The organism is Acinetobacter sp. 3657 (genome assembly GCF_031456775.1).
Classification (GTDB): domain Bacteria; phylum Pseudomonadota; class Gammaproteobacteria; order Pseudomonadales; family Moraxellaceae; genus Acinetobacter.
In genome coordinates this window covers 49,937-70,486 of the sequence record NZ_JAVDVH010000006.1, presented here as the reverse complement: position 1 = coordinate 70,486, position 20,550 = coordinate 49,937, and the positions used below count along the sequence as shown (strand labels likewise).

The window sequence follows — 20,550 nt, the reverse complement described above, 5'->3', positions numbered from 1 at the left end:
ATTTTAATTTCCTAGTTTTAATTCTAGTGAGACCCCTAAGGTTTGGCATTCAGACTACAACTGCTGTGTAGATAAATGACAAAGCTTAGAAGCCATCGCACTAGACCAAAGATTTTTAAAAAAGTTAAACACAAAGAAGGAGCGAACATGCGCCCCTTCTATAAAATCACCTAAGATAGATTAGGTGAAACTTTCTTCTCAGCGATAAAGCACTGTGACATGCGAAATACCGAAAACAAAGCCAAATCGAATTAACGACGTAAACCTAGTTCGCCGATCAAAGCAACATAACGACCGTGATCTTTACCATTTAAATAGTCAAGAAGTTTACGACGTTGGTTAACCATACGAATCAAACCACGACGACTATGGTGGTCGTGTTTGTGTTCTTTAAAGTGGCTCTGTAAATCATTGATTTGAGCAGACAATAAAGCAACTTGTACTTCTGGTGAACCAGTGTCGTTTTCAGCACGAGCAAATTTAGCGATGATCTCTGCGCGATCTGCGTTTGTTAAAGCCATTCGATTTCTCCGAGATGCTTAAAAAATAAATGATATTGATCAGTTCTAAGAACTGACTGCCGTGCATCACTACAGCAAGTTGGCTATTTTAAGTGATCTCTGACTATATTGCAAAAATGTTTTAACGACACGGGCATTTCGGCAGCTGACAGCCCGTATAAAAAGATGCACACTAGCTGAGTTCTGTTTTCAATTTATGACAGAAATGAAAGAAAAACGAAAAAATGCGAGGGAATCGTGAAAATTTTATCAACCAATACCTGTTATGTACCCCATGATTTAAATCAAGTCATTCGCTCTAAAGATGAAGTTGCTGCTGAACTCGGGGGAATGACCGATGCTCAGATTGGAAAAATTTGGAACAGTGTCGAACACTTGTACAAAACAGGTAACTATCCACTGATTACCTTGTGTCTACGTCGAAAAGGACAGATTCTAATTAACCGTAGTATTGGTCATGCTCAAGGCAACTCGCCTGATGGCTTAGCCGCCGATGCCAAAGTCGGGACACCTGATACACCTGTTTGCTTATTTTCAGCATCTAAAATGGTCACCGCCATGCTGATCCATATGTTAGATGAACGCGGTGATCTAAATTTACTTGATCCGATTAGCTACTATATTCCTGAATATGGCGTAAATGGGAAACGTCGTGCGACCCTTTTTCATTTACTCTCCCACCGCGGCGGCATTCCTCGTATTGACAGTGAAGTCACACCAGAACTGCTGTTTAATCAAGAAGAAATCTTAAAGCTGCTGTGTGCAGCCAAACCGGTATCCCCTTCAGGCACGCATCTGGCCTATCACGCCGTCACCGCTGGCTACATTTTAGGTGAAATTGTACAGAGGGTGACAGGTCAAAGCGTTCGTGAGTTTTTGGCAGAAAATATAGAAAAACCGATGGGCTTGGACTACTTTAACTATGGTCTAAAACCTGAATATCGTGCCGATGCCGCGCTCAACTACGCAACAGGCATTCATCCAAGCTTGGGCACAGATCATTATCTACATCGTGTATTGGGCGGTGGTTTGCAGCTTGCAGTTGATGTCACCAACGATACTCGGTTTATGGATACGATTTGCCCCGCAGGAAATATCTATACCAGTGCTGAACAAGCAGGTCGTTTCTTTGAAATGTTGTTGAGTGGTGGTGAATATCAGGGCAAACAAATTATGAGTGCCAAAACGGTTTTTCGTTCGACGCTACCAACATCAGGGATCAGTTTAGATCGCACCTTACTTGCACCGATGCGTTATGCTTTAGGTCCTATGCTCGGCAGTAACCCAATTGGCTTATTTGGCCCGATGACTGGACAAGCCTTTGGACATATCGGTTTCTCTAACATTTTATGCTGGGCTGATCCTGAGCGTGATATCAGTGTCTCGCTTTTAACGACTGGGAAATCTGTCGTCGGAACACATTTACCTGCTCTGGCAAAAACCCTCTATCAAATCTCAACCAATTGTCCAAAAATCCCAAAAAATCAACGTCGCTCATTGTTTGCAACTGATCGTACGGAAAATGATTTGGTGTAGCGGTTTAACATTCAAATCCATACAAAAAAGCCCAAGTTTTAGCTTGGGCTTTGCGCTTAATTTTTATTGTTTTCATTTTCATTTATTTTTGTTATTTATCTTTTTATTTACGATCATTCAAACCCTCTGAATGAGATTCACACATCATTTTTCTTATATAACTGAAAAGAATTTTCTTCTCTTTATACTGATCATTCTGTCACAACCAATTGTGGAGAAAAATAGCATTTCTCTTATCTCCTTGTAAGTTAAAACGTACGATTCTGTATAACAATTAACTTAATAATTAAAAATAACTGTCTAACAATGAAGTGGGGGAACAAAACGATTTATTGAAGTATCAAACGGGTCGATTCTGTTTCACTTAAACAGCAAAATCCATCAAAGTGTGAATGTTCACGCTTTGAAATCAACCAATATTAAAGGTCACTATTTTTAGGCTTTTATTTGTAAAAATAAAAAAGCCCTGTAGTCTCTCCCAAAACTACAAGGCTTAGCGGCTGTAAGTTTCCTCTTTTATCACTTACTTCACTGTAAGTTCGCTGTCATCACGACGTTATTATTATATTTTTGCGATTTACCTAGTTTTCCCTACTAGGCTCTTTGTGTGTCCATAATCTCAAAAACACACAGATAGCTCTAGCGCCAATTGCTTGAATCCTTGTAAGCATTTTCTTACAAAGTTGTGAACTTTGAAGTATAAGTTCACAATCCACCCAAATTGATCTTTTGTACTAAACCACTACGACGAACCGTTCGAATTGTAAGTGCTTGTAATAACGCATTTGGATCGGCCAAAAGTGTCACCACTTTTTTAGCACGAGTAATCGCCGTATAAATCAACTCTTGGCTCAGCAGTTTTTCCGCTGCTTGATCAAGTACCACTGCCGTATGACTAAACTCAGAACCTTGTGATTTATGAATAGTCAGAGCGAAAGCCGTTTGCATATTTCGAGGCAACCGATGTGCAGCAATCCATTTATTTAAACTCGGAAAAAATACCTCAAATTGCTGCGATTGGCTACGGTGTTTAAAGCAAATTCCAATATCGCCATTGGAAATCCCAAGTTGGTAGTCGTTATACGTCATCATCACAGGACGACCCACGTACCAATCCCCGATTGCAATCTGTTTAAGTTGTTGATTCAACCATTGTTCTGCATAACGATTCAGTTGTTCTATACCCAAAGCGCCATGGCGTACCGCGGCTAAAATCCGATAATCATCAAAAGACTGAATGACTCGTTCTATTTCATCTTCAGGGTCAATCGCTTGTAGATAATTTTTTAACGCATCCACATAGCCCTGAAAACCATACATCAATTTTTGTTGATACGGTTCAACCTCAAAATCAGGTTGTTGTGGCAAATATTCCAGTTGAATCAGGTCTGGCATGCCCTCTGACAGTGCAATGGCTTGCAAGCTTGAAGGCACTACTATTTCCGATTCAAGTTTGGGCAGTACAGCGTGATGTTCTATTTGATCTTGCTGTGCTTGGATAAACCGTGCCAACTGTCCAATTTTGGCTTCATCAGAGAAACGGCGACTATTTTTCAGTTGTACTCGATTTTCGGTCAAGGCTTCAACTTGTTGTAAATCTGCCAAAACTGAACCGACATCGACCGAAGCCAATTGATTGGCATCACCCAATAAAATAATCCGACATGAATCAGGCACTGCTTCAAACAATAAAGTAGCGAGATTGAGATCCAGCATCGATGCTTCATCGACCACGATGACATCATATGGCAAAGGTTGTTTGGCGTGAAAGCGAGGAATCTGCTGATGCCCTAGACCGAGTAAACGATGCAGTGTCTGCGTGTTTTGATGACGTAATTCATCGGTGACCAAACCTGATTCAAGCAGTTTGGGGTCATTAAATGAGTTTTGCAGTGCCTCTTGCATCCGTTGCGCCGCTTTACCTGTCGGTGCAGCCATGGCAATACGAATATCAGGAATTATCTGATTGAGCGCCGCAATAATTCTAGCCAAGGTATAGGTCTTACCTGTACCTGGCCCACCAGTAATAATGCTGAGCCATTGTTGCATTACCATTTTCAACGCCGCTTGTTGATATTCATCATTCAATAGGAGTTGATAGCTGGAAATATCCATTGCCTGAGTCGTTTGTCGCTTTAATCGACAAATCTGATCAGCGAGGCGTTGTTCTAAGTTCCAATATCGGTATAATGCCAAGCCCTGCTGATCATAGACGCATGGGGCAACTTGAATCGCTGCGATTTCGCTGCTTACAGCCAAATCACCCAAAGCTTCAAGCTGTGTTGAATCTGTTTCAATACAACTGTCGCCTTGCAAGCTCGCTTCAACCAGTTGTTGCAAGATAACTGAGGCGCTAACTGCTTGTGCAGATTGAGAAAATGGGGCTTGTGAGAGATAACGACTCCACGTATTGAGCCAAGGTAAAGCTTCCGACTGATTACTGATTTGTTTGTCCACAGAGTTATCCTCAAACTTACCCACACGCTTGTCCACAAGTTTATAAACAGACTTATCCACAAAATAAGTTTTTGTTTAATTTAAAATCATTCACTTTATCTACACCATTTTTCCAGATTTATCTTCAGTAAAATACCCAAGAATTGCATCTAAACGTAGGATAAATTCGTCCTCAGGTTTCCAGTAGAAATAGCCCTGCTGTGCTTGTCCGTTCATACCCCGTAAATACAGATACGACGCACCGCCTAAATGCTGCTGCATATCGTAGTTCTGCAATTTCACCTGCAAATAACGATGCAATGCCACCAAATATAATGCCGCTTGTAGCCAATAGCTCGACAGCGACATACTTTCAGCAATCTGAATCGCTTGATAATCCACCTGATCACTGCCTAAGTAATTACTTTTATAATCGGCAATATGGTAACGCTGCCCATCAAAATACACCAAGTCAATCGAACCATTGAGGTACCTCGCTGATTTGGCTTCAAGCAACTCAGGCATGTGAATGTCGTATTCTTCAAATAGTTGTTGCACTCGCTGCATAGCAAGGACACGATCAGACAAGGCCAAATAGAATGGGCATTCTGAAAGATATTGCCCTGTCGTCAATTGTTTTAATTGAAAGCCTTGATTCAGAGGTGTTGCCAATACTTCACGTAACCACACAGCCATCCATTGATATAATTGTTGTTCGGCATTGTCCTGTTCTGGAAAATGTTGTTGATATTGACTCAGTAAATCTAACCATAAGCTTTGATAAGTATTTTTAAAACGACGGCGAATTTCTTCTTTCCATGTTTCAGGATGTTGAAAATCAATCTGTTCAAAGATTTCATGCAGGAAATTCCCTGCCAACGTCCCTTTCGGAAAATATTGTTTAATCCAAGCAATCGGCTCAGCGCTTACTGCGTTCGTCGTAAGTTGTAGATTTAATTCATCCTCGGCTTGTTCAAAAGCTTGATCCGCATTGGCAAGCCGATCAACACGATTGGCTTTGTGTTTGAGATGCTGTGCCAAATAACTAAAGCTGGTTTTAGCCCGAGCATAAAAACGCTGCTCGGGTAAAGGCTGTGCAGATACAATGATTTCCTGTTGGGCTTGCTGAGTCTGCAACGCTTGTGGACGATCTAAGATCAAGCGCTCATCGGCACTATAAGGATATTGGAAGCTTTCACCTTGATTCTTCCAAAACGCCAAACCTGAACGTTTATTTTTATCGCCCTTTTCAGGCTCAAATACCGCATAAACACGATGACTGGCTCGCGTCAGCGCCACATACCATAAACGATTTTGTTCAGCTTGCGCACGTTGCTGATGTTGATCCAATTCAATTTGTTGTAAGAAGTTTTTATCGGCGATCGCCACCACACGCTGGGTGCGTGTCTGTCCAGTCTCGGGTACTTGAATTTCAGTCGTTGAGAAATTTAAAGTCTTCTGCATTTCAGAAAATGCTTTGTTCGCTCCGAGTAAGAAGACGATTTTAAATTCCAAACCTTTGGATTGATGAATAGTCATCAACTGTACACCCGCTTCGCTAGAAAGCTTTTGCTCCAATTCCCACTCGCGATCGCTGGGTGAATGCAGTTGTTTTAAATACCAGTGATACAGGTTCTGTATACCTTGCACATGTTCACTGTGCTGACTCAAAATATCGCTAAGATGACGCAAATTCACCACAGCGCGTTCATTATCTTTGCTTTGAGTTGCCACCAATTGCTGCCAGATACCAAACTGATTTAAGCAGCGTTGCCATGCAGATAAAAAACCTTGATTCGACCACATTTCACGGATCTCATCGAACTGCTGAATATAATGGCTCAGTCCTTCCACACTTTGTTCAAGTACCAATAATCGAGTGAGATCAAAACCAAATAAACGGCTCAATAAAGCGCGTTTTAACTTTGCTTCATCATAAGGATGAAGCAAAGTGGTTAGCAACGCTCCCACATCCTGCGCAATCGCTGAATCAAAAACACTGCGTTTTGATGGTCGATTGACCCGAATGCCCAAGCGCTGCAATACATATTGCACTTCATCCAATTGACGGTGGCTACGTGAAAGCACCGCAATATCATCTTCACAAATGGATTTTCGACCATCACCTTCTAAGTACAATTGCTGCAAATGGGCTTGATTGAGTAAGCTCTGAATTTTCCAAGCCACTTGGGTTGCTTGTTCATTGCCATCCTGAAGCTGTAACCAACGTAAAGGTGCAGGATTGATGTGCTCATTTTCAATCAGAGCAGGATGAGGACGTGAACCTGCCTGAATTGGGTCATAAAGTACCTGCTCACCAAAATCCATGTGTCGCTGAAACAATACATCCACCACCTCGACTAATTCTTTGACCGAACGGTGGTTATGAATCAATTTATACTCACGCCCCTGCTTTGCCATAATATCTTGGTAGGCATTCAGGAAAGTCAGCATATCGCCACCACGGAAACCATAAATCGCTTGCTTACGGTCTCCGACCATAATCATGCAACCTTTTTGATAGCGCTGTGGATGCCGCCAGATACTGGCCAACATATCATCTTGATCTTGGTTGGTATCCTGAAATTCATCCACCAAAATCAACGGGTAACGTGCCTGTACAAACACCGCAAAACGTTGACCTTGCTCACCTTTTAAGGCTTCTGATAGGGTTTTGATTTGCTGAGCAAAAGTAGTTTCACCTTTTTGCTGCAATACTTGGGGTAAACGCTTCTTCACTTCGAGACACAAATAGGCTTTTAAATAAACCTGCAACTGTTCGAACTGCTGCTGTGTTTGCTGTAGCGATTGGCAAAGTTTTTGAAGTTGTAAAATGGTCGGATGTTGGTAAAAACCCTCTGCAATCTCCGCAGGGCATTTTTTAAAAATCTTCTGGTGGTCGAGCTTATCTAAAAACTTAAATACAGCCTCTCGTGCATCGGCAAAATAGGCATCAAACACTTGTACATTCTCGGTATCCGAGAGGGCTTTTAATAGCTGTGGTAACGCTTCGCAAAATAATTTATTAAAAGCATTGTTACGGAAAGACGTGCCATTAATATGAGAATAATAAGCGCCGTCTAAATTAAAATATTCAGCCAAAGTACTAAGTTCAATTTGCTGTGCTTGTTGTTGCCATTGTTGTAGCTGCGCCAGCTCAATTTCGGGCATTTCAGGCAACTTAAACTGAGCTGAGCTAAAATTCAGCGAGCTTTCCACCATCCCAACAAAATGATCGACACTTTTCAGTCCGCCCACGCTATACAAGGCATCAATCACCTGTTGAGGCTGTGATTGAATCCATTCTCGTAACACATCATGAATCAACTGGCGGGTATAACTTTTCGCATCTTCGGTAATCTGCGCACGTTCAATCTTGCCACTTTCAAAAGCAAATTCTCTTAACAGCTTTTGGCTAAAACTATCCAATGTACCAACGAATAATTCATCCAACTGATCAATGACAAGTTTTAAACGCTCACAAGCATAGGCAATACGCGGTGCAAATGTTTGTAAAATATGCTGTTTAAGCGGATCGGATTCTTGCGCTGCAAGTTTGTAAATATCGGCATCTAATCGCGTGCGTAAGGGTTCTAAATATTGATGAATCTCAACCAAACGTGCACGAATGCGGCTTTTGAGTTCTGCGGCAGCAGCACGGGTAAATGTCGTCGCAATCACCTGATTGGGCAGATATTTTTCTAATAAAATCCGAACCATCAAGCTTGATAAGGTATAGGTTTTCCCTGTACCTGCCGAAGCTTCAATCAGATGCAGACCTTCGAATTGAATATCACCAATCGGTTGATAAGACACAGGATATTTTGAATGCATGTCTTACTCCACCCGTAAATATTCAAAAATTGGTTGATACAGCGCATAGCTATAATGATTACAGGCATATTGTAATAGTGCGGCTGCATCTTGTTCTTGTAGAATAAATTGCCAATCTCGATGCAGTTTACAAGCTTCATTTTGGCTCATATCAAAACCAGAAAAATCACCCGTATCGTTCCAATCTTTCAATACTTGTTTTTGACTGTCTTCCGTTAAATGATGTTGGTCATTCTGTTCAGTCCATTCCAGATGTTTGGCTTTTTCAAGTGGTTTTAAAATCAGTGCCGCAGGTAAAACGATAGGCTGCTGCTGGGCAGTTTGCCAAAGCTGTAACCATGCGTGTAAATACTGCTGCGCTTGCTGAGAACTTAATCCCTCACAAATCACGGTTTGATCACTAAACACCACGATACGGCGTTTCTCAGTTGTCGAGTCATGATTCAATATCGTCAACCAAAGTAAATATTCCAACCAAACTTTGGCCAGACGTTTTGCGCGCGCACTGGATGCATCCAAACTGACCCAATCCTGCGTCATTTGTTTAGGGCTAATACAGCTCATCTGGAGTTGTTTCGAGATGCGCCAAACACGTTGTGTGGTTTCTGTTGGCGTTGGGGCATATTGCTGCAATCGCTCAAGCAATCGTTGTTGCTCTAAACAACTTTGTTGCCATGCACTTTGCTGCACTTTTCCCACAGGGAGTTGATCTTGCAAAATACTGGGGGATAGCATTTGGTTGTGCTGCGGAACATCTTGCTGCTGGAGAAAATGTCGAATCGCATATTTGCCTAAACCATCTAATAACAAAGGTTCACTTTGATCAACTAATTCTGTTGCACTGAGGTTTTCCACGCCCAAAGTTTTTAAATACAGTCGCGCTGGAAAAGTCACATCCTGAATCCATTGTCGGCTATCCAAAATCGTCATTTCATTGTTTTCAACTGGATAAGGGGTATTCGCCCATGCCTGTCGCTCACCTTTGACTTGTTGAATGTGTGAAGCCACTTTAAACCACTGGTCTTGATAACGAACAGGACGCTCCGCGATAAAACCCAGTGGATCAAAAGGTTGTAAGCGATGCAGATAATAAAGCGGGTAAAGCTGAGCAGGGATCTGGAGTTTTTCATAGCCCTCCCCAAAAGAATCAAAGGAAGTCTCTCCATCTGGGAGAGATTTAGAGAGAGGGGCTTTCACAATCAAAGCCAAATGATCTCGAAAACCTTGCAACACACTCGAAGGCTCTCTGACTTCGCCATCATTAATATCAAAGCCATTATAGAATAGCCATAATTGCTCTTGCGCCAACAACACTGCATCCAAAAATGCACCTTGATCATCTTCCAAACGGGAACGATCACCTAACTGTTGGCGTAATGCATCCATCAAATCAAATGGAATATGGCTGTCCCGATTTGGGAATTTTCCTGTATCTAAATTCAACAACACAATTAAGCGATAAGGAATCGGGCGAATCTGTCCGATCTGGCTAAAAGTAATCTGTCCAGTCGGCTCAACTTGTGCCGATTGACTTTCTAAAGTGCGTTGTATTTCTTCAATGATATAAGGCAGTGGCAATGAAATTTGACGCAACTGGGTTTCGGCATCGTCATAATAACTGGCCAAGGTCAGCATACGCTCTTGCTTTTGCACGATTTCTCGGACGGCTTTTAAAGCCGTCACATCGGCCTGTTCAAACTCCTGAACATCTGCCTTGATCCGTGTTAGCCATGTTTCCACAGGCAAACGCTGACCTTGATTATGCACCGTTAACCAGTCTCGTCGAGCAGCGAAGTCTTGATAAATCTGAATCAAAATACCAATTAACTCAAAGTCACTCGGCTGTACCAACGCATAACTCAAGGTCTGTTGCACCATCACATGTGCAGGCACAGCAATCCCTAAAGCCAAACGGTCTAAAGCAAATTTAAAACTATAACGATAGTCTTGATCAGCCTCAGTGAGACTCTGTTTTAAATGTTCCGCGTCCAAACCACGTTTGAAACCAGCATCACTGAGCAACGCTAACATCCGTTGCACTTGACTATAATCTAGACCATAACGTTGTTGTGTTGCCGCTAGATTCAACCAGTCGGCAAACTCATCCTGCGTAAACCGCCCTTGGGTCAACTGCAAACGACCTAACACCGCCCGCCATGCATTCAACGCATCTAACTGTGCGACCCCTGCTATTTTGATCGGTAAAAATACATCATGCTCATTGGGAACAGCAGGAAAAACACTACGAATTAAAGGCTCAAGCTCTGCTAGGTTTGGGGTCAAAATCAGCACATCACTTGGACGACGAGGCATGGTGTCCGCTTGAGATAACCAATGCGCCAACTGATCTTTTAATACTTCAAGCTGTCGCAAACTGGAATGACAGACATGAAATTGGATCGATTCATCATCAGGTGCTAATTCATATTGTTGAGCTATAGGTTCAGCCAAATAGAAAATATCCGACTGGATTTGACCAAGTAAGCTATCTGGAAAGTAATCTTCAAATGCATCAACCCAATTGCCCTCTTCCCCTGTCGCCAGTTGCGATAATAGCGAAAAATGATCTCGCGCCTGTTTGCCTAAACGAGTCAATAAAGGATGACGAGATTCGCGATTTAAGGCATTAAAACCCAAGCTAAAGCTTTCAAAAAACGCGGCAATTTGCGCATCCGTCGCTTTTGGATTCTTCACAATGAAACGTTCTTTTACTCCGAGATCATAGCGCTGCTTCCAAAGTGGATCGACACTATCCGCCCAATATTCCTGTGACGGGTTATAGTACAAAATCAAGACTTCAAGGTATTGCCCTAAACGACGTAGGAACTGTAATTGGCTAGGTGGAAGATCTAAAAGCGTGAAAACGATGACCTGATTCGGAAGTTGAGCCAAAGCCTGTGATCTTGTCTGCTGATTGTCCAGAAGTTTCCAGAAATCAGCATCAATACTTTGCATTTCCAAAAAGTCAGCATGAAAATAGTTGTGCCATAACCAACGTTGCCATGCTTCTAATTGCTGGGTCTGATTGAGCGTAAAAGCCGAAATTTGCTGATCTGAGTGAGAAATCAAATTTTCAATATCGAGCGTTTGATTTTGTCCCCAAGTCGACAACCAATTACTCGAACAAGTACAATTTTGTTGACAATCGCGCTGGCAATAACCACGGTAAATCATATAGTTATTAAATAACTGTGAAACCTGTTCGGCTACCCAATACAACATACTTTGCTTTTTAAGCTGTTTTTCTGTGCCTTGTTGCAACTGATCGGCACTGTCATAGATACGCTGTACGATTGAATAGAGAGGATGTTCCACCGCCAAGCTGATTTGATCTGCTTGAATAAAGGGTTGCAAAGCTTGATGTATTCGCCATTTTAAAATCAAGCGCGGAATATTGGCTTTACGCACCTTCTCTTTATCATCGAGAACTTGTTGGTAGGCATACCATTGGAAACCACGGATTCTTTGATGGAATTGATAATTTGCAGTCATGCCCTGTTGCTCTGCGATTTTCTGCGTTAACCATTGTTCTTGAGCAGGACTAGGGACGATAAAGTGTTGCGTTTTAAACACTTGAAATGGCGTGGCGCTTGGTTGAGTGATGGATGCCATCACGCCTTGCAATAATACTTCAAGGCGTTGACTTTGAATAACATGAATCGCCATGCGTTAATACAACCTCATCAAAAAAGCACCATTTCACATGCACAAAATCGTACATAATCGTTAGGGTTTGTTGATATTTCACAGATGCTTGCGACAGAGGATATTTTTATACGATACAAGGCATGACTTATGAGATTTAGCCATTCTAAATGAATAAGGCATAACGTAGTAGCGTAAAAAATATCCCTGTCCCGCAGGGTTATAACTAAAACCGCCTCAAACTTCGTTATGAACCTTGACAAGGGTTTCGCCATTGCCTGCGTTTCATGCCTTGTTTGAGTTGTTTTAGTCAATAACGCAAGGCATGGCTGAAATGCCAACAAACCCTACTATACAAGCTTGTAGAACTATGTCACGTTAATCAAACAATGAAATATAAAAATTGTTTTGAAAACTGTTATTGAATAAGGTTGAATAAAGTATTGTTGACTATTTATACATACACCCCAAAAAATCCCATATTCAAAGGATAGACTTAGGTATCACTTTATGAAAATTGAAAAAACGCCTGACTTTATTGACCCAAGTTTAAATTTGGAACAAATCCGTAAAGAATGCTTAGAACGTACAAAAAAAACCGCTTATTATTCGGCAGGTGCAGCGATTATACCCATTCCATTTTTTGATGTTGTGGTTGACTTGAGCATGCTGACCCAAGTCATTCCAGATATTAACTCTCGCTTTGGTCTAGCACCTGAACATATCAGCGTCTATGACCCAGAAACTAAAAAAATCCATTGGAATGAATTACGTAAACGTGGTTTTGAGTTTTCAGGATTCCTTGTCGCACGCACTGCCATGAAAAAATCCTTTAATGGTTTCTTTGCCAAAATCGCCACCAAACAAGTGACCAAATTTATTCCTCTAGGCGGACAAATTATTGCAGCAAGTTTAGGGTATTTTATGATGAAAAAAATCACCGAACTGCATATCGAAGACTGCTATAACCTAGCCAAACGTATTCAACAAAAAAGCCTTACACTTAACTAAATAAATTTCTCCGCATTACAATATTGATTTAGACCTCTTTCATCAATCCCTTTTGTTTCTCCCAGTGAGAGAACTACACAGTGGGTGTGAATTATGATGGAAGAGGTCTTTTGTTCCCTGTAAGATGACTCGTCTCGCAGGGAAACACTGCACTACATAAAAACAACAGAAGCGTTAATATTCACTTAATTTTTTAAGTTTAGATCAAGATTGTATTTTTATGCTCCATCACACGATGACAAATGAATGATGGAGAGTCGTTGTGCAACACGGACAAACAACGTCAAAAATACGTGCAATTTTTAATGTCACCAGCGGGAATTTTCTCGAACAATATGATTTCTTCCTTTTTGGGCTTTATGCACAAGCCATAGGTCAAACCTTTTTCCACTCCGATAGTAGCTATGCTGCACTGATGAAAACCTTTCTGGTCTTCGCAGTGAGTTTTTTAATGCGTCCGATCGGTGCTTTGGTTCTTGGTCCATACGTTGATCGAATTGGAAGACGTAAAGGCTTAATGGTCACGTTGAGCATCATGGCCGCAGGTTCTTTGCTAATCGCGCTGACCCCAGGTTATGCCAGTATTGGATTTGCAGCCACGGTTTTAATTTTCGCTGGTCGGTTGGCTCAAGGCTTTTCCGCAGGTGTCGAACTCGGTGGCGTGTCTGTCTATTTATCGGAGATTGCTGAGCCACATAACCGTGGTTTTATTACCAGTTGGCAATCCGCCAGCCAACAAGTCGCTGTTATTTTTGCTGCAACATTGGGTTATCTGGTCAGCTTAGCATTTACCAAAGCACAAGTTGATGCTTGGGCATGGCGCATTCCGTTTTTTGTCGGTTGCGCCATTATTCCGTTCATTTTCTGGTTACGAAAATCTTTGCAAGAAACAGAAGCCTTTGCTTCACGTAAAGAGCATCCAAGCACGCGACAGATTATGGCGACACTCGCTGCAAACTGGAAAATTGTACTGGTGGGTATGTGCATGGTCGCGACTACCACCACCATGTTTTATTTTATTACGGTATATACACCGACCTACGGCAAGGAAGTGCTGCATTTAAGCAGTACCGAAAGTTTAATCGCAACCGTCATGGTCGGTACCAGCAACTTTCTTCTATTACCGATTGGTGGTCATCTCTCAGATAAGTTTGGTCGAAAACCACTTTTGATCATCACAACTGTGTTGATTTTTATCAGCGCCTATCCGTTGCTCAACTGGTTAGCACATGACATTAGTCTTGCGCATATGTTGATGGCACTGTTGTGGTTATCGCTACTCTATAGTTTCTACAATGGTGCGTTGGTGGTTTCACTCACCGAAATGATGCCAAGCTCAGTGCGTATCGCGGGTTTCTCCGTCGCCTATAGCTTAGCAACTTCAGTTTTTGGTGGCTTAACCCCCATGATCGCAACCTATCTCGTGCAAGAAACTGGTAGCAAAAGTATGCCTGCATTTTGGCTGATGTTTGCCGCCATCATTAGTCTGATTGCCACACTGATTGTGTTCCGCCAGCATAAAAATGTTACCGCTAAACCATCTTCAATAGATGCGGGTTTGGTTCAACAGACTTAATCGACTGAAGTTTCCAAGGTCAATAAACAACTGAGCGCTTAATCTACGCTCAGTTGTTTTAATATCGCCTTCAATACCTCAATACGTGCACTATATTTATCATTGGTCGCAATGATGTGCCACGGGGCATCTTTGCTACTGGTCCGTTCAAACATATCCGCGGCTGCGTTTAAATAATCATCCCATTTTTCACGGTTACGCCAGTCTTCTTCTGTGATCTTAAAACGTTTATGCGGTGTCTGTTCCCGTTCTTTAAAGCGTAATGCTTGTTCATCTTTGCTAATCGCCAGCCAAATCTTAACAATGACGGTTTGACTATCAATTAAGTTCTGTTCAAAACGATTGATCTCATCATAAGCACGTTGCCATTCAGGTATACATGCAAATCCTTCAACACGCTCCACCAACACACGGCCATACCATGTCCGATCAAAAATAGTGATTTTGCCACTGTCATTGAGTCGATTCCAAAAGCGCCAAAGATAAGGACGGCGCAATTCGTAGCGCTCAGGCGCGGCAATGCTATGAATTTCATATTCACGCGGATCTAACTTTTTCACGATCCGCTTAATCGCACCGCCTTTACCTGCTGCATCAATTCCCTCAAACGCAATAATCACTTTACGTTCATCACAACGTAATGCTTCAGCAACTTTTTTGGTCAGCTCATTCAACTCATCTTTATAGCGTTCTTTTTCTAAAACTTGCTGCTCTGGTTGTATCAATTGTTGAGGAATCTCGGCCTGCTGCCATGTTTTTGCTGCGGATGTTTGATGTTCTGGCAAGGCTTGCAAAGTCTGTAAAACATACTGAGCAAAACATTGATCTCGGCGTTTTTCATCTTCGCCATCGATGATAAACCAATCCTCAGTAAAACGTTGACTGAAGCTTTGCAAAGTCTCGTATTGCTTTTTATTGCGCCAATCCAACCCATGCAGTTTATGCCAATGCTGTTCAGATGGATCTACTTGATCCAAACGTTTTTGCAAGGCTTTCCAAGACAGATCAAACCAAACTTTAATCACATGCACATGGTTCTGTTGTAAATCATGCTCAAATGCCCGCATTTTTTCGACATAACGATCAAATGCTTTGTCATCCAAAGCCTTGGCATCCTGCATTACGGTTGCAAGTAAATCACTATACCAATTGCCAAACATCACCACGATTTGACCTTCAGCAGGTATAAAGCGCGTATACGATTGCCAAAATGCTTGGCTATTTGACATACGTTGCGGCGCATCCGCTTTAACACGGAGATAACGCGGGTCGACCCACTCTCTTAACTGTTTAACCGCTTCGCCCTTGCCTGCCAGTTCAATACCACTGACCAGCACTAACACACTTTTTGCATTTTTTTGATCTTGGCTTTGTTTTAATGCGTACTGTGCCTCAATCAAATCTAAAGAAAGCTCATCTTCATCACGTAATTCAAATACGGGTTGTTGTTCACTCATTTTTTGCTCTAAGTGTATGATTTATTAAAATTGAGTATAGTCATAACTGGAATAGACTTTAAAAAAACAAATGTACAATTTCTGTAGAATAAAATAAATGGAGCTTTGTAGTGACCAATTGTTAAACATTTAGCGTTTATGTTGTCATGGTTCTTGGGTATCATGCAGCCTATGATTTCATGATTTTATTTTCTTTGAGTGCGAATATGTCAAAACTCGCTGCATTTGATGATCTTTTATTACAATATCAAAATTTGAATTACCACCAAGATCCAGCGATTGCCCAACGCCTACATGATGCACAAGCATGGATGAAAGCACGCATTGCGGCAACGCATCAAGATTTCTTTGCTCAGCCTGAAAATCAGTTAATGGCGCAATATTTCTTAAATCGCTTATATGGTGGCCCTGATTTTGATGCTATGGCACAGCAAATCGAACGCTTACTGAAATATGCCCACAAAGCGGAAAGTCTACTTCCTGAAAATGCCATTAAAACGGGCACAAAGTCAGTTAGTCTGGCAGTACTTGCAACACGTTTGGATGAGCAAGTCGCAATCCAACTCTTACAAGACTACCCTTTAGACACACCGATAACCGATGAAATCATGCGCCAGACATTGGTCAAACTTGATCAAGGTGAAGCGCGTTATGAACAATTACAACTCCTCGATGAGTTGGGCGTAACCTTAGACAAATATATGCGTTCTACCATGATGTACGCTGCTTTTAAGATGTGCAAAGGCATTGCCAAAAAATATCAATTTGAAGGGATGTACGAATTCATTCAAGAAGGTTTTGCTGCAATGAAACCCTTAAAATCTGCTGCGGTTTTTATTCAGGCGTTTACTGAAAAAGAGCGTGAAATTATTGATAAAGTTCATGCTGGGGATCCTGCTCCATTTCAAGTATAAATAACATACGCCCTCCCTCTTCCATAAGAGGGAGATTTGTCTCAACATAATTCAAAATAAAAACCCTTTTGAGAAAATGAGTTTCTGTATATTATTCATAACAATTACATGTCAAAGCCTGTAAAAAATTACAAAATCTGTCATCATGCATGCTGATTCGTGCCGCTAGAACGAAAGTTTAGGAGAAAACAATGTCTAACGAAAACCAACAGCCCACCCCAGAAGTTGAGCAAAAACCAAGTTCAGACAAAGTCAGCCCATTCCTAAGCTCACCCCTTCCGCAAGGCACCCCCCAAGGTCAGCAACAAACATTACAACAAGGTCTAACATCAACACCGACGGGTTCAGTACCGAAATACAACTTACCGCGTGGTGCAAATACAGGAAATGTCGGTGAGACGACTCACTTCGGTTATCAAACCGTAAGTAGTGATGATAAAGCACAAAAAGTTGCAGAAGTCTTTCATTCGGTTGCGAGCAAATACGACATCATGAATGACCTCATGTCATTCGGTATCCACCGCCTTTGGAAACGCTTTGCCATTAATATGTCTGGTGTTCGTCGTGGACAGCATGTATTAGATATCGCAGGCGGTACAGGTGACCTTGCGAAAGTGTTTAGTCGCGAAGTAGGTCCGCAGGGCCATGTGGTACTTTCAGATATCAATGAATCCATGTTAAATGTGGGTCGTGATCGTCTGATTGATGCGGGCTGTACCAACGTTGATTTTGTGCTTGCCAATGCAGAAACATTAGAGCCATTTGCAGACAATAGCTTCGATTTACTCACGATCAGTTTTGGTTTACGTAACGTGACCGATAAAGATGCTGCCTTACAGGCGATGTATCGTGTCCTTAAGCCAGGCGGTCGTTTATTGGTACTTGAGTTTTCAAAACCTGTATTTGAACCTTTCTCGAAACTATACGACTTTTATTCATTCACGGCGCTCCCGATCATGGGTAAATTGGTCGCGAATGATGCTGAAAGTTATAAATACCTCGCTGAATCGATCCGTATGCATCCTGACCAACGCACCTTAAAAGGGATGATGGAAAATGCAGGCTTCCAAAGCTGTGACTACCACAACTTAACCGGTGGTATCGTGGCTGTTCACCGTGGATTCAAACTGTAAGGTTCAGATTTTAAGGAATTCGCAATGTGGTCGATTTTAGCACTCGGTGCAGTCGAACGACTCATTCATCATGTGATTGATTTGGATGCGATTACACGCGTTCAACTCAATCAATTACAAGGTCAATTATTGCGAGTGGTGATCGATAGTCCCCAACTCTCTGTTGATGTGTTTTTTGATGAAAATAAAGTTCGACTGGAACCGACGGTGACAGGACAGAGCCAAGCACCATCCATCTTTGAACAACGACCTTTTGATTCTCAGAATAAGATTAGTGATGCAACAGCAACCCTACATGTTGAAAACGTAGTGGCGTTAGTCAAATTGTTATTCAGTGATATGGATCAAATTGGCAATATCCCACTACAAGGCGATTATCACTTATTACAAGATATTCAAAGAATTATGCAGCAAGCTGAGCCTGATCTCGCTGCGCATTTATCACCTTGGATTGGCCCACAACTGGCACATGAACTCGGTAAAATTCAGCGTGCGCCAGAACAGTTAAAACGTTCATTGCAAAGTCATTTATTCTTTGTTGAAGATGCTCTAAAAGAAGACAGCGGGATATTTGCCCCGCGTTGGCAAATGGACGACCTCAATCGAGAAACACGCCAATTCAATCAAGCGTTAGATCGCTTAGAAGCCAAGTTTCAGCAATTACAGGCTTCTTTCAACCCACAAAAACAATCCTCTCAAGACTAGGTAAGATTTTATATGATTCCGCATGTTACACGGTTACTCGAACTCTGGCGTATAGCAGCACACTACCGCCTTGACACCTTGTTCCCTGCGGAAGAATTACCAGCCAAAGCACGCCATGCCTTAAATGTAATCAAAATGCATCCTGCCGCATGGTCAAGTCGCGAGAAAAAAAATCCGCTCAAGCTCAAAGAAGCCTTAGAAGATATGGGGCCTTTGACGATTAAGTTGGGGCAACTCCTCTCTACTCGTCGTGATCTGATTCCACCTGAAATTTTATCGCAATTGGTGTTATTGCAAGATCAGGTTAAACCGTTTGATGTACAACTGGCAAAACAACGGATTCAGGAATCATTAAAAGCAGATGTTTCCACCTTGTTCTCTCGTTTTGATGAACAACCACTTGCGGCGGCATCGATTGCACAAGTACATACTGCCGCACTGCATGACGGTCGTGAAGTGGTGGTTAAAGTCACTCGTCCTGATATCCGTAATCAGATTTTACAAGACTTTGAAATCCTCGCTTGGCTCGGGGATTGGTTGGAAAATCGTTTAGAAGCTGCACGCGCCCTACATTTATCTGAAATTATTCAGGATTACCGTCAAATCATTTTAAATGAACTTGATCTCAGTCTTGAAGCTGACAACACCCGTCGTATGCGCCATTACTTTACTGGTTCAAGCATGATGTATGTGCCTGAAGTCTATATGGACAGTAAAGAGGTGATGGTGGCTGAGCGCATCACAGGCGTACCGATTTCTGATATCGCGACCTTTGACCGTTTAGGCATGGATCGTGCTGATCTGGCAGAAAAAGGCTTAACCATTTTCTTTACCCAAGTGTTCCGTGACAACTTTTTCCACGCCGACATGCATCCAGGTAATGTCTTTGTTGAAACAATTAACCCAGACAACCCTCGCTTTATCGCGTTGGACTGCGCGATCATGGGGGAGTTGTCAAAACATGATCAAATGACGATTGCGCGAATGTTACTTGCGGTGATGAACAGCAACTTTATGCAGTTGGTTCAAATCGTGCATCAGGCAGGCTGGATTCCACCGGGTACCGATCAAGATGCATTGTCTCGTGAGATGCGCCGCACCGTTGGACCAATGGTCTCTAAACCAATGGATCAGCTCGACTTCGCAGGGATTTTGATTCAAGTCATGGACATTGCGCGTCGTTTCCATTTGGAAATTCCACCGCAGTTGATGTTGCTCCTCAAAACACTGGTTCACGTTGAGGGTTTAGGTACAGATCTTTATCCTCAACTCGACATCTGGAAGCTGGCCAAACCGATTCTGACGGAATGGGTCAAAGCCAATATGAATCCAGTCAAAAATATGAAAGAGCTTGGTCAGCAGATTCCCGACCTATTATTGGGCGCTCAAGATTTACCGAGCCTACTTATTGATAGTCTAAATGGTTTAAAAAACCAATCCGCATGGCATGACAAACAGCTCAAAGAAATCCAACAAATGCGCTTACAAATGCAACAGCAACAGCGCCGCAGTTGGATGTTCGGCAGTAGTATGTTGATTTTGCTCACCATTGCGATTATTAGCCCGTGGTTAATCTCAGTTGTCTTAATCGTACTGAGTGGACTTCTCGCATTTTGGCGGGTGGTTAAATAAGCTAAATATTTACCAACACCCTCACTGCAACATTAATTTTCATCATTTGATTATTTGGCATACAAGTTGCTACTTCATAATTATAAAAATCAAAGATGATTTTTTAATTCACGGCCAATGACGCTCGTAAAACTGCTTGCTCCATAAATT

12 protein-coding genes are annotated in these 20,550 nt (G+C 42.0%); 7 read left to right on the top strand and 5 right to left on the bottom strand.

Annotated elements, in window-relative coordinates; all coding sequences use genetic code 11:
- Nucleotides 1-251 precede the first annotated feature (251 nt).
- Complete coding sequence (gene rpsO / locus J2Y37_RS08730) at nucleotides 252-521, bottom strand: 30S ribosomal protein S15 (RefSeq protein ID WP_004668422.1); 270 nt, start codon at nucleotides 519-521, stop codon at nucleotides 252-254.
- A gap of 237 nt (nucleotides 522-758) precedes the next feature.
- Here rpsO and J2Y37_RS08725 point away from each other — a divergent pair, with 237 nt between their 5' ends.
- The gene (locus tag J2Y37_RS08725) at nucleotides 759-2,057 is read left to right on the top strand and encodes a serine hydrolase domain-containing protein (protein ID WP_349032567.1); all 1,299 of its coding nucleotides are present in this window, start codon (nucleotides 759-761) and stop codon (nucleotides 2,055-2,057) included.
- 705 nt (nucleotides 2,058-2,762) lie between these two features.
- Here the strand turns inward: J2Y37_RS08725 and recD are convergent.
- The 3 genes from recD to J2Y37_RS08710 all read right to left on the bottom strand — a co-directional run bounded on the left by recD (nucleotide 2,763) and on the right by J2Y37_RS08710 (nucleotide 11,993).
- On the bottom strand, nucleotides 2,763-4,514 hold the full coding sequence (recD, locus tag J2Y37_RS08720) for an exodeoxyribonuclease V subunit alpha (RefSeq protein WP_349032566.1): 1,752 nt from the start codon (nucleotides 4,512-4,514) through the stop codon (nucleotides 2,763-2,765).
- 99 nt (nucleotides 4,515-4,613) lie between these two features.
- The gene (locus J2Y37_RS08715; protein WP_349032565.1) at nucleotides 4,614-8,327 is read right to left on the bottom strand and encodes a UvrD-helicase domain-containing protein; all 3,714 of its coding nucleotides are present in this window, start codon (nucleotides 8,325-8,327) and stop codon (nucleotides 4,614-4,616) included.
- A 3-nt stretch (nucleotides 8,328-8,330) separates the two neighbouring features.
- Complete coding sequence (locus J2Y37_RS08710; RefSeq protein WP_349032564.1) at nucleotides 8,331-11,993, bottom strand: exodeoxyribonuclease V subunit gamma; 3,663 nt, start codon at nucleotides 11,991-11,993, stop codon at nucleotides 8,331-8,333.
- Between the two features lie 489 nt (nucleotides 11,994-12,482).
- Here J2Y37_RS08710 and J2Y37_RS08705 point away from each other — a divergent pair, with 489 nt between their 5' ends.
- A complete protein-coding gene (locus J2Y37_RS08705) occupies nucleotides 12,483-12,983 on the top strand; it encodes a hypothetical protein (protein ID WP_241323337.1) in 501 nt (166 codons plus the stop codon).
- 262 nt (nucleotides 12,984-13,245) lie between these two features.
- Complete coding sequence (locus J2Y37_RS08700; RefSeq protein ID WP_349032563.1) at nucleotides 13,246-14,559, top strand: MFS transporter; 1,314 nt, start codon at nucleotides 13,246-13,248, stop codon at nucleotides 14,557-14,559.
- Nucleotides 14,560-14,597: 38 nt separating this feature from the next.
- Here the strand turns inward: J2Y37_RS08700 and J2Y37_RS08695 are convergent, their stop codons facing one another.
- Nucleotides 14,598-16,016, bottom strand: a complete 1,419-nt coding sequence (locus J2Y37_RS08695; RefSeq protein ID WP_349032562.1) for a polyphosphate:AMP phosphotransferase — start codon at nucleotides 16,014-16,016, stop codon at nucleotides 14,598-14,600.
- 206 nt (nucleotides 16,017-16,222) lie between these two features.
- Between J2Y37_RS08695 and J2Y37_RS08690 the strand changes: the two genes are divergently transcribed.
- The 4 genes from J2Y37_RS08690 to J2Y37_RS08675 all read left to right on the top strand — a co-directional run bounded on the left by J2Y37_RS08690 (nucleotide 16,223) and on the right by J2Y37_RS08675 (nucleotide 20,400).
- Nucleotides 16,223-16,930, top strand: coding sequence for a hypothetical protein (locus J2Y37_RS08690; protein ID WP_212749520.1), 708 nt, complete (start codon nucleotides 16,223-16,225; stop codon nucleotides 16,928-16,930).
- Nucleotides 16,931-17,121: 191 nt separating this feature from the next.
- Entirely contained in the window at nucleotides 17,122-18,063 is a 942-nt protein-coding gene (gene ubiE / locus J2Y37_RS08685) for a bifunctional demethylmenaquinone methyltransferase/2-methoxy-6-polyprenyl-1,4-benzoquinol methylase UbiE (RefSeq protein ID WP_004668404.1), read from the top strand.
- Nucleotides 18,064-18,087: 24 nt separating this feature from the next.
- The gene (locus J2Y37_RS08680; protein ID WP_349032561.1) at nucleotides 18,088-18,768 is read left to right on the top strand and encodes a hypothetical protein; all 681 of its coding nucleotides are present in this window, start codon (nucleotides 18,088-18,090) and stop codon (nucleotides 18,766-18,768) included.
- Between the two features lie 12 nt (nucleotides 18,769-18,780).
- Complete coding sequence (locus J2Y37_RS08675) at nucleotides 18,781-20,400, top strand: AarF/UbiB family protein (protein ID WP_349032560.1); 1,620 nt, start codon at nucleotides 18,781-18,783, stop codon at nucleotides 20,398-20,400.
- The last annotated feature ends 150 nt before the right edge of the window (nucleotides 20,401-20,550 follow it).